Source organism: Nonomuraea sp. CX421 (assembly GCF_059358955.1).
On record NZ_JCADBK010000038.1, the window covers coordinates 46,952 to 57,014 of the forward strand.

Here is a 10,063-nt window from a genome sequence, read left to right on the forward strand (position 1 = left end):
GAATGAAACGGGCTCCAGCTCCCCGGCCGCACTCCGGGGAGCTGGAGCAGGGGGCCCGGTCACGCTCTGCCCCTGGCCCGGAAGGCCGCCGTCTTGACCCGGTTCTGGCAGGTCGTGGAGCAGAACCGGCGGGTGCCGTTGCGGGAGACGTCCACGTACACGCGGTCGCAGTGCGGTGCCGTGCACACGCCGAGGCGGTCGCCGAACTCACTGCCCAGCACCATCGCGAGCCCGGTGGCACAGCTCGCCGCCCAGTCGCCGGCCATCGTGCCGCCAGGCCCGTGGAAGTGCAGGTGCCAGGGCTCGCCGTCGTGCCGTTCGAGCATGGGCCGGGCGCGGGTCTCCGTCAGCAGGTCGTTGACCTGCCGAGCCGCCGCGTCGAGGTCGTCCCGCGCGACCGCCTCGAAGACGGCGCGGAGCCGGGCCGCGGTCGCGGCCAGCTCGTCGGCTTCCGCCTCGGTGACTTCGCGATGACTCGGATAGACGGCACGCAGGGCGCTGTCAGCGGCCGCGACGCGATCGCCGCGCGGGGGGACGGTCCGGCCATGCCTCTCGCCTGGGGTCAGCGCGTTGACCAGCTCCACCGCCACCCGCACGACCAAGTCCGTGTGACTGTTGAAGTTCAATTGACTGGTTACACCTTTGTGTTCTAGCTTGTGACTGTCGAAATTATAGATGACAGTTACAAGGAGACGATTGTGCTCACCCACGATGCCGCACTCGACTGGATCGCGCGCTGGGACCGCCAGCAGGAGGGTTACCTGCCCGATCGCGAGGAGCGCTTCACCGCGCTGATCGACGCGGTCGAGGCCCTTGACCGCCCCGATCCGCTGGTCATCGACCTCGGCTGTGGCCCCGGGTCACTCTCCGCCCGCCTGCTCGACCGGCTGCCCAAGGCCACCGTCATCTCGGTCGACGCCGACCCGCTGCTGCTCGGGCTCGGGCGGGCCGCCTACCCGCGGCTCACGTTCGTCTCCGCCGACCTGCGCCGCCCCGGCTGGTCACGCTCGCTCGGCCTGGACCGGCCCGCCGACGCCGCGGTGAGCACCACGGCACTGCACTGGATCTCCGAGCAGGACCTCCGGCCCATGTACGCCGAACTGGCCGGCGTCCTGCGTCCCGGCGGTCTGCTGCTCAACGGCGACCACCTCGACAGTGACGACACCACCCCGGCCATCGCCCGTCTCGAACGCGCCGTACACGATCGGGAGACCGAGCGCAGGTTCGCCGGCGACCGCCCCGAGGACTGGCGCCAGTGGTGGGACGCGGTCGCCGCCGACCCCGCCTTCGCCGACCTCCACGTGGAGCGCGTCACCGCGGGCGCCCACCACCACGGCTCCGAGTCGCACCTGCTCTCCACGCACGTCGAAGCCCTCCGCGACGCGGGGTTCCGGGAAACCGGCACCCTGTGGCAGCGCGGCAACAACCGCCTGCTGTGCGCCATCCGCGACTGATCGGGACATCCGCACCGTCCCACCCTCACCCACGTCCCAAGCAGCCACCAAGAATCGGCCCCGGCACGCGCGTCCGGGGTGAGGCCGGCCATCGGGGTGACTACAAGCAAAGGACATGAACGGAAATCTCATGCCCGTGCTTACCAGGGTCCTCGGCGCCGTCGTGCTCACCTCCTGCGCCGTCCCCGGCCTCGGAGCCGGCAGCGCCGCCTATGCCCAGGCCCGCGGCCCCGTGTGCGCGGGCGCGGCTCCACAGCCGGCGTCCACCGTGTCCGACCGTGACCACGACCACGACCGAGGCCGTGACCACGACCGGGGCGGTGACCATGACCGAGGCCGTGACCACAACCGGGGCCGTGACCACGACCAGGACCATGACCGCGACCCCAACCGGGGTCGTGACCACGACCACGACCGTTCGGGCCCCGACTCCGAGAAGATCGCCGCGTGGCGGGCGGCGGAGCGCACCTGCGTCCGCGCCTTCAGGCAGGACAGGTCCGCGCGGGGACGTGACTGCTACAAGCGCTACCAGTCCTTCATGGTGGCCCGCGGCGGCGCGAAGACCCAGGAGACCAACGACACCAACTGGGGGCAGATGACGCCGGAGCAGAAGCAGGCCGCCCGGCAGGCGACGTTGAAGAGGTTCAAGGACTTCCAGCTGAAGTGCTGCCCGGACGCACAGTTCCCCGGCGTGTGAACGGCTGACACCCCGTCGGCACGGCCCGGATCTGCGGGCCGTGCCTCCATCGGACACGGCGAACATGCGAAACGCCCTCCGGGAGGATCTCCCGGAGGGCGTTTCGATTGGTAGCGGGGGCAGGATTTGAACCTACGACCTCTGGGTTATGAGCCCAGCGAGCTACCGAACTGCTCCACCCCGCGTCGCTGAGATAAGACTACCCGACTTCTGGACCACTCGCGCCAGGCACGCGGACATCAGGGGGTGGGCACGATCATGGGGGTGCCGACGACGGGGTCGGGCACGACGACGCACGGCAGGTCGAACACCTCCTGGATGAGCGCCGCGTCCACGATGTCGGCCGGTGCGCCCTGGGCGACGACCCGCCCGTCCTTCATGGCCACGAGATGGTCGGCGAACCGGCATGCCTGGTTGATGTCGTGCAGCACGGCGATGACCGTGCGCCCCTCGTCACGCAGCCGGGCGAACAGGGCGAGCAACTCGTACTGGTGCGTGATGTCGAGGAACGTCGTGGGCTCGTCGAGCAGGAGATAGGGCGTCTCCTGGGCCAGCACCATCGCGACCCACACCCGCTGGCGCTGGCCGCCGGACAACTCCTCCACCGGCCGCTCGGCCAGCTCCTCGACGCCGGCCGCGGCCAGAGCCTCGTCCACAGCCCGCTCGTCCTCGGCCGACCAGGTGGACAGCAGCGACTGGTGCGGGTAGCGGCCACGGGCGACCAGCCGCCTGACGGCGATGTTCTCCGGGGCGGCGAGCTGCTGGGGCAGGAATCCGATCTCCCTGGCGATGGCCTTGGGCTTGTAGCCGAAGACGTCGCCGCCGTCGAAGGAGACCGTGCCGGTCGTGGGCCTGAGCAGCCGCACGAAGGACCGCAGCAAGGTCGACTTCCCGCAGGCGTTCGGGCCGATGATCGCGGTGAACGCGCCGTCCACGACGTCGAGGTCGACGTTCGCCGACACCACCCGCTCGCCGTACGCGAGCGTGATGTCCCGGGCGGTGAGCCGGGTGGCCGGAGGTGCGGCCGGGCGTCCGGTCGGAGGTGCGGTCACGGTCGCTTCACTTCCCTGAAGAGCAGCCAGATGAGATAACACCCGCCGATCGCGGTCGTCACCACGCCGACCGGCAGCGCCATCGGCGCCAGCAGCAGCTGGGCGACGAGGTCGGCGGTCAGGAGCAGCACCGCGCCGGTCAGCGCGGCGGGCACCAGGGGCACGCCGGCGGCACCGGTGAGGCGGCGGCCGATCTGGGGGGCGGCGAGCGCGATGAACACGATCGGCCCGGCGATCGCCGTCACGGTGGCGGTGCAGCCGACACCGACCAGGACGATCAGCAGCCGGAGCCGGTTCAGGCCCACACCGGAGGTGACGGCGAGCTCGTCGCCGAGAGCGGACTGGTGCATGGCGTGCGACAGCGTGACCAGCGCCAGCATGAGACCACCGATGATGAGGAACGGCAGCCGGACCTCGTCCCAGTCGACGCCGTTCAGCGAGCCCGCGCTCCACCCGGTGGCGGCGATCGCCACCTCCAGCTCGGCTCGCAGCTCGATCCAGGAGTTGACCGCGGTCAGGATGGCGTTCATGGCGATGCCGATGACGATCAGCCGCAGCCCGCTGAGCCCGGATTTCAGCGACAGGACGTAGATGGCGAGCGCGGCCAGCAGGCCGCCGGCCACCGATCCGATGGCGAGCTGCGCGGCGGTCCCGCTCAGCACGGTGATCGCGACCAGCGCGCCGGTGTAGGCGCCGGCGTCGAGGCCGATGACGTCCGGACTGCCGAGCGCGTTGCGGGTGAGGTTCTGGAAGACCGCGCCTGCCAGCCCCAGGGAAGCACCGAAGACCAGCGCGGCGGCCACGCGGGGCAGCCGCCAGTCACGGATCACCACCACCGAGTCGCCCTGGCCGGCGAGCGCCGAGAGCACCTCCGACGGCGTGGCCCAGGAGGCGCCTCGGCAGAGCCCGGCGAGGGCGAGGGCCAGCCCGGCGCCGACCAGCGCGAGCGACACCAGCACGGTACGCCGTTCGACCATGACCGAGAACGGGCCGGCGCGCAGCACGAGGGAGCTCACAGGGACACCGCCCCGTAGCGCCGGACGACCCAGATCAGTACGGGGCCGCCCAGGAAGGCGGTGACGACGGCCACGGGCACCTCACCGGTGGGCAGCAGGACCCGCGAGGCGATGTCCGACACCAGCAGCATGATCGGGCCGAGCAGCACGGTGTGGGCCATCAGCCAGGGGATGGATCCGGCGGACAGCCGCCGGGCCAGGTGCGGGACCATGAGGCCGACGAAGGCGATCGGCCCGGCCACGGCCGTGGCGGCCCCCGCGAGCAGGGTGACGATCACCAGCACGCCGACCCGGGTCCGGCCGGTGTGACCGCCGAGCGCGTGGGCGACCTGCTCCCCCAGCACCATGGCGTTCAGCGGCCGGGTCACCAGCAGGGCGGCGACCAGCGCGACGGCGATCGCGGCCAGCGGGAGGGTGAGGGAGACCTGCTCGCGGCCGGCCAGCGACCCGACGGTCCAGAACCTGAACTTGTCGAACACGTCGGGCAGCATGAGCCGCAGGCCGAGCGAGAGGCCGGCGAGCACGGAGCTGAGGGCGACGCCGGCCAGCACCAGCCGCAGCGGCGAGGTCCGGCCGACGGCGTAGACCACGAGCGCGGCGAGCGCCGAGCCGAGGGCCGCGAGCAGCAGTTGGGCCGGCTGCGACCCGGCGAGGCCGAGCACGCCGCCCAGGGTGATCGCGAATCCGGCGCCCGCGGTCACGCCGAGGACGCCGGGCTCGGCCAGCGGGTTGCGCGTCAGCGTCTGGATCAGGGTGCCCGAGGCGCCGAGGGCGGCGCCCACGCAGATGCCGAGGACCGTCCGCGGCACGCGCACGTCGCGGACGATCAGGTGGTCGTCGGTGCCGGCGAAGTCGGCGAACGCTCGCCAGATCTCCGCCGGCGGGACCGCGTGCGCGCCGACGCTCACGCTGGCGCCGGCCACGGCGACGAGCAGCACGGCGGACCCGACGAGGATCGCGGCCTGCCTCGGAGCGTCAGTCCTCAAGCCCGGCCACTCCACGCTTCCAGTAGCCGGTGAAGAGCGAGTCGAGCCTTCCCCTGCTCCACGAGCGCAGCGGTTTGATGTCACCCGCCTCACCGGCCGCGAACAGGAAGGCCGGCCGCTCGGGCAGACTCAGCCCCTGTACGGTCTCGGCCAGCGAGGAGCGCGTGCCCTCGCGGACGAGCCAGGTGACCCGCACCCCGTCGCGCGGGGCCAGCGGGTAGCCGTGCTCGGCGGCGTCGTCGGTCTCGATCACGACCTCGGCCGACACGTCGGCCGGCGACTCCTCCAGCCAGCGGGCGACCGCCGGCAGCGCGGTCGCGTCGACCGCGAAGACGTAGTGGCCGTAGGTGTGCGGGAAGGCCTTGGCTCCGGGCGGGCCGGCGATCACGATCCGGTCGCCCACCTCGGCGGAGGTCGCCCAGGTCGAGGCGAGTCCGCCGTCGTGGAGCACGAAGTCCAGGTCGAGCTCGCCGGCGTCGGCGTCGAAGCGCCGCACGGTGTACTTGCGCGAGGCGGGCGACGGCTTGGGCCAGTCGAGGGACAGCTCGTCGTTGGGCACCGGGACCCGGCGGGTGCCGTCGGGGTCGGGGAACACGAGCTTGACGTGGTCGTCGGCCTGGTAGGTGTGGAACCCGTCGAGCTCCGGCCCGCCGAGCGTCAGGCGCAGCATGCGCGGTGTCACGTGCCGCCGGGCGAGGACGGAGACCTCGCGGACTCCGATGGGGTAGCCGATCCGGGTGGTGCCCTTGCCGTCGCGGTGATGGGCCGCCACCCGTTCGCCCGGGTCGTGCCGGTCGATGCTCATTCTCGCGGGGCCCGTTCCAGCAGGGCCCGTTCCAGCAGGGCTCATTTCGCGAGCACCGGCGCGAACGCCTGGTCGATCGCGTCCAGCGTCTTGAGCGCCGAGGGGTACGTCGCGGCCTCGGTGTAGCGCAGCGGGAAGACCTTGCCGGCCTTGACCGCGGGCAGGTTCTTCCACAACTTGGAGTCGAGCACGTACTGGACCTGCTCGCTGACCGAGCCGTCGGGCTCCACGGTGTAGGTGATGGCGTCGGCCTCGCCGAAGCTGTCGGGCAGTTCCTCGATCGAGGGATACTCCGAGACGTCGCGGGCGTTGCCGCCCTTCTCCTTGACCTCGCCGTAGTAGGTGACGCCGACGTCCCCGGCGATGTTGGTGCCCCACGACCTGGCGAACTCCCGCTGGAACGTTCCCTTGGCGACGTCGCCGTAGGCGCCCACATGGCCGAACTTCAGGCCGGCCAGGGCCGTCCTGTACTTCTCGGTCAGCTCGGCCGCCTTCTTCTCGTACTCGGTCTTGGCGGTCTCGAAGGAGCCGAGCGCGCCCGCCGCGTCGGACTGGCGTCGCGACAGCTCGCGCCACGCGTCAGGGGTGCTCGGCCCGATGGCGACGACGGGAGCGATGGACTTGAGGCGGTCCATGTCGATGTCGGCGAGCGCCGGTTTGGGCACGCCGATGACGATTAGGTCCGGCTTGGCCTGGGCGACGGCCTCGTAGTTGGTCTCGGCGGCCGTCTCTCCTGCGATCTTGGTGAGGGAGTCGTACTTCGCGCGATCCTCGTCGGTCATCATCGCGAGCCCGCGCTGCCAGCTGGAGATGCCGACCAGCGGGGCCTCGACCTCGATGAGCACCGGCACCGAGTAACCGGTGGCCACGACGCGCTGCGGCTTGGCCGGGATCGTGACGTCGCCGTTGTCGGCGGTGAAGACCCGGGTCTCGGCGACGCCGGCCTCGGCCTTCCCACCGGATTCCTCTCCGGAGCCGGTGGAACCGCAACCGGTCACCAGGGCGAACGTGAGCGCCAGGGCGGCCAGGCGTCTGGGCTGTCGTGAGGACATGGTGGTTCGTTCCTTCAGGGGAGTCGCAGGTCAGGAGGGGGCTGATCTCATCAGCGAGATGTACTTAGGTTACCCTTCCCTAAGTTTCTGGTGATGTCGCTGGGAGGACAGCCAATGTCGACGGGAAGTCACTACCGGCCGGATCCACTGAAATGCGAGGAGTACGGCTACGGCCTCGGAAGGCTCGACGGCATCCTGGTGCTCAAGTACCACTCCGCCGCCGTCCTCGAGTTCGGCGAGACCCGGCAGGACTTCCTGCACCAGCTCTACTGGTCTCCGGACGGCATCCTTTCGACCAGGTACGGGGCCGACGCGCGGTTCGTCGGGCCAGGCGAGTCCTTCTGGGCGCAGCGCGCCGTGACCCACGACGTGCGCGCCGCCGACCGGCAGACCGTCTACCGGATCTGCCTGCGCCAGGTGCCGCCGGCGCTCGTCGGGCTACGAGCGGGGGCGGTGTCCATCGACGACGAGGCGGCGCGACTCGTCGAGGCCATCGCCACCCCGGGATACGACGAGCACGACGCGCTCGCCGCCCGCGAACGGATCCTGGCCGGCCTCGGCGCCTCCACCCGCGACTACGTGCGCCACCACGCGACCGGCACCGGCTTCGCCATGGCGGTCGCCCGCGCCCTGTCGCACGACCCCGGCGCCCAGGTCCGCCTCGACGAGTGGGCCGAACGCCTGCACGTCAGCGTCAAGACGCTGCAGCGCGACTTCCTCCGAGAGTTCGGCATGCCCTACTCGCGGTGGCGCACCAAGCTACGGCTGCGCACCTCACGGGTGCTGCTGAAGACCCGACCGGTGACCGAGGTCGCGCACCGCGTCGGCTACGCCACGCCGTCGGCCTTCATCGCCGCCTTCGCCAAGGAGTACGGCCACACCCCCGGCCAGCACGCCGCCCACCCCACCGACCTCGCCTGACCGATCACGGACCCCTCTTGCTGCGGGCCCTCCTTGCCCCACGCGCCTTCTACGCACGCTCGGCCTTCGCCTGGGCGAGCTGGCGGAACCAGTCCTGCTGGGCCTGTCGCATCGCGTCGCGGACCAGGTCGGCAACCGCCGCGGAATCTCCACGCAAGACCCGGGGGTCTATCTTGATGCGCTCGACCAGTCCGTTCCCGCCGATCGCGACCGAGACGCTCTCGTCTTCCGACGTCCCACGGCCCGACAACAAGGGCGCGGACTCAGGCCCTTCGGGAAGGACCCGCCTTCCCGAGTGATCCGCTTCGGTCGGGCGACGATCGTTCATCTCTGCTCCGATACGAGAAACCATCAGTGGGCCTGGTGGAGACGGGTCAACCTGCAGGAGTGAGAATAGCCGGATCGATCTTCGCCCGGTAGTACAGCAGAAGCTCGCGGAGTCGATGATCACGCCGGCTGCTCAACCGCGCCCGCTGGAACACAGCGGCGCGATGGATGAGTCCGGCCAGGAGCAGAAAGGTCACCGCCATGAGCGGGCGCAAATAGCGGCATGCGACCCCGCACGGCAGGGCCAGTCACCCGTCGAATCGGAGGCTGTACGGAAACAGGCTTGGCGATTTCTGGAGAGCGCTTCTTCTTTCCGGTCCATATGTGTCCTACAGCTGGCTCAGGTAAGCCACAGTTTCCTCCAGGGCCCTCACAGCTCGTATTGAAACACTAAATGAGCTCTCTGGCGTTCCTGTCTACCTCTGCGCCTAAGGCCCTGTATGGGGCGACATCCATATCCAATCCTCGTTCTCGTCCAGCGCTTCCTTGAGTGCCCCAAGTCTTTGCAGAGCCTTCCGAGCAGAAGAGTCCTCACCCGTGTGCGTCTGGTTCAGCAGGGGACGGAGGTCCCTCACCTCGCGACCGGATCAGGGAGGTGCTGACTCGCGCCATCCGGGAAAGACTCGCCTTTCCGAGCGGTCCGCTTCGGTCGGGCGACGATCGTTCATTCCTGCCCCCGACATGGATTCGTCCATGGTCTGGTGGAGATCGGGCTATCCGCAGGGGTGATAGTATCCGGATCGATCTTCGCACGGTAGAGCGCCTTTGTACCCCGAACCCTCAGCAGAAGGCGCGCCATACAAGCGCTTGTTAGAATGTATGCATTGTCAGCGCATCAAACTTTTCGGGAAACTCTTTGGCGACCTGCCGCAAAATAACCCTCGTTTTACTGCTATAATGGGACCAATCCTGGTTCAGTTGCTCTAGAAGCTGCGCACGATAAGTCAGCATTTCGGCATCGAATTGGCGAATCAACCCTCTGGCCTGCCGGTTCACTTTTGAAGCATCAGCACCAAAGGGTAGCCAAAAGGTCCATGAATACTTCTCGTTCTCGTCCAGCGCCTCCTTGAGTACGTACAGGTTTTCCAAAGCGAGCTTCTTGTACGCACTTATGCCCTCGTACGTACCCTTCAGCAGATCAGAGAACATTCTGCACTGTAAGGCGAGAGCCACGGCGTTGCCACTGGGAACAGTGTCCCAGTACTCCAGGAAGGCCTCGATCGCCGGCCCCTCGTTCGCCTCGCGTAATGCATCGAAAGCCTTATAAAGCTTCGAGTCTTCCGTTTTCGACCCTGCCAGGGCCAGCAGCAGAGGTCTGAACTTGTCCCAAAACTCACCCGCCTCCTTCCAATAGATCTCTATATCGGCTGGCCAGCGAAATTTCATCTCGCCGTCGGCCGTCCATCGGCGTACCACTTCGTACAGCTCAGGGAACCCATCGAGGTCGTACCTCATGGCCGCAACCACTCCCCCGAGCCGAGGGCCTTCATCGCACCCTCGAACAATGCGGCGAAGTTTTCGTTTTCGACGAGATTGATGTTCTCGGCCATCTTCTTGAGCCCGCCGGAACCGTACCCCGCCTGCAAGTGCAACTTGTCCAGTGCATCGTCAAGCAACGAAATTTCCTGATCGACAGCTGGCCCGAGGACCGCCTTTGTGAGGTATTCCTCATGATCCCTAGTACGGCAGCCGCCATTCGTTAGTTGACCTGGAGATAGGCGGTGGTCAGGCGGGCTCGGTGATGGAACCAGCG

At 68.8% G+C, this 10,063-nt stretch carries 12 protein-coding genes and 1 tRNA gene; 3 read left to right on the forward strand and 10 right to left on the reverse strand.

Going from position 1 to position 10,063, the window contains the following annotated elements:
• Nucleotides 1–59: 59 nt before the first annotated feature.
• Complete coding sequence (locus tag AC5L3X_RS37595; protein ID WP_494863459.1) at nucleotides 60–626, reverse strand: CGNR zinc finger domain-containing protein; 567 nt, start codon at nucleotides 624–626, stop codon at nucleotides 60–62.
• Between the two features lie 72 nt (nucleotides 627–698).
• On the opposite strand from AC5L3X_RS37595, the gene AC5L3X_RS37600 reads away from it, so the two are divergent.
• Both AC5L3X_RS37600 and AC5L3X_RS37605 read left to right on the forward strand, forming a co-directional pair.
• Complete coding sequence (locus AC5L3X_RS37600) at nucleotides 699–1,454, forward strand: class I SAM-dependent methyltransferase (RefSeq protein WP_494863461.1); 756 nt, start codon at nucleotides 699–701, stop codon at nucleotides 1,452–1,454.
• Between the two features lie 130 nt (nucleotides 1,455–1,584).
• Nucleotides 1,585–2,151, forward strand: coding sequence for a hypothetical protein (locus AC5L3X_RS37605; RefSeq protein WP_494863463.1), 567 nt, complete (start codon nucleotides 1,585–1,587; stop codon nucleotides 2,149–2,151).
• A gap of 108 nt (nucleotides 2,152–2,259) precedes the next feature.
• Here AC5L3X_RS37605 and AC5L3X_RS37610 read toward each other — a convergent pair.
• The 6 genes from AC5L3X_RS37610 to AC5L3X_RS37635 form a co-directional block, all read right to left on the reverse strand.
• Nucleotides 2,260–2,336, reverse strand: a tRNA-Met gene (locus AC5L3X_RS37610).
• A gap of 54 nt (nucleotides 2,337–2,390) precedes the next feature.
• On the reverse strand, nucleotides 2,391–3,203 hold the full coding sequence (locus tag AC5L3X_RS37615; RefSeq protein WP_494863464.1) for an ABC transporter ATP-binding protein: 813 nt from the start codon (nucleotides 3,201–3,203) through the stop codon (nucleotides 2,391–2,393).
• Nucleotides 3,200–4,219, reverse strand: a complete 1,020-nt coding sequence (locus AC5L3X_RS37620) for a FecCD family ABC transporter permease (protein WP_494863466.1) — start codon at nucleotides 4,217–4,219, stop codon at nucleotides 3,200–3,202. Before AC5L3X_RS37620 ends, AC5L3X_RS37615 begins: the two co-directional genes overlap by 4 nt.
• On the reverse strand, nucleotides 4,216–5,205 hold the full coding sequence (locus AC5L3X_RS37625; RefSeq protein ID WP_494863468.1) for a FecCD family ABC transporter permease: 990 nt from the start codon (nucleotides 5,203–5,205) through the stop codon (nucleotides 4,216–4,218). Before AC5L3X_RS37625 ends, AC5L3X_RS37620 begins: the two co-directional genes overlap by 4 nt.
• Nucleotides 5,195–6,010 carry a siderophore-interacting protein gene (locus AC5L3X_RS37630; protein WP_494863470.1) on the reverse strand — a complete coding sequence of 272 codons (816 nt, stop codon included), beginning with the start codon at nucleotides 6,008–6,010 and terminating at the stop codon, nucleotides 5,195–5,197. Before AC5L3X_RS37630 ends, AC5L3X_RS37625 begins: the two co-directional genes overlap by 11 nt.
• Nucleotides 6,011–6,051: 41 nt before the next feature.
• Nucleotides 6,052–7,062, reverse strand: a complete 1,011-nt coding sequence (locus AC5L3X_RS37635) for an ABC transporter substrate-binding protein (protein ID WP_494863472.1) — start codon at nucleotides 7,060–7,062, stop codon at nucleotides 6,052–6,054.
• 114 nt (nucleotides 7,063–7,176) lie between these two features.
• Between AC5L3X_RS37635 and AC5L3X_RS37640 the strand changes: the two genes are divergently transcribed.
• Entirely contained in the window at nucleotides 7,177–7,983 is an 807-nt protein-coding gene (locus AC5L3X_RS37640) for a helix-turn-helix transcriptional regulator (RefSeq protein WP_494863474.1), read from the forward strand.
• A 49-nt stretch (nucleotides 7,984–8,032) separates the two neighbouring features.
• On the opposite strand, the gene AC5L3X_RS37645 is transcribed toward AC5L3X_RS37640, so the two are convergent.
• From AC5L3X_RS37645 to AC5L3X_RS37655, 3 genes are all read right to left on the reverse strand, one after another.
• On the reverse strand, nucleotides 8,033–8,311 hold the full coding sequence (locus AC5L3X_RS37645; RefSeq protein ID WP_494863475.1) for a YbaB/EbfC family nucleoid-associated protein: 279 nt from the start codon (nucleotides 8,309–8,311) through the stop codon (nucleotides 8,033–8,035).
• 809 nt (nucleotides 8,312–9,120) lie between these two features.
• Complete coding sequence (locus tag AC5L3X_RS37650; protein WP_494863477.1) at nucleotides 9,121–9,765, reverse strand: hypothetical protein; 645 nt, start codon at nucleotides 9,763–9,765, stop codon at nucleotides 9,121–9,123.
• The coding region (locus tag AC5L3X_RS37655; protein ID WP_494863479.1) for a hypothetical protein at nucleotides 9,762–10,063 on the reverse strand (302 nt) is incomplete at its 5' end. The genes AC5L3X_RS37650 and AC5L3X_RS37655, both read right to left, overlap by 4 nt.